Consider the following 362-nt stretch of genomic DNA (forward strand, 5'->3'; position numbering starts at 1 on the left):
CTGTTTATCCTGTTTATCCTGTTTATCCTGTTTATCCTGTTTATCCTGTTTATCCTGTTTATCCTGTTTATCCTGTTTATCCTGTTTATCCTGTTTATCCTGTTTATCCTGTTTATCCTGTTTATCCTGTTTGTCCTGTTTGTCCTGTTTGTCCTGTTTGTCCTGTTTATCTTGTTTGTCCTGTTTATCTTGTTTGTCCTGTTTATCCTGTTTGTCCTGTTTGTCTTGCTTATCTGGTTTACCTGGTTTACCTGGTTTACCTGGTTTATCTGGTTTATCTTGTTTATCTTGTTTATCCTGTTTGTCTTGCTTATCTGGTGTACCTGGTTTACCTGGTTTACCTGGTTTATCTTGTTTATCCT

The 362-nt window shown here is 36.5% G+C and carries 1 protein-coding gene; it reads right to left on the reverse strand.

Annotation, left to right across the window (positions count from 1 at the left end):
• A partial coding sequence (locus Q3V31_RS20520) for a hypothetical protein (RefSeq protein WP_329766620.1) occupies positions 1-362 on the reverse strand: 362 nt, incomplete at both ends.

Source organism: Bacillus nitratireducens, assembly GCF_036320425.1.
Lineage (GTDB): Bacteria > Bacillota > Bacilli > Bacillales > Bacillaceae_G > Bacillus_A > Bacillus_A nitratireducens.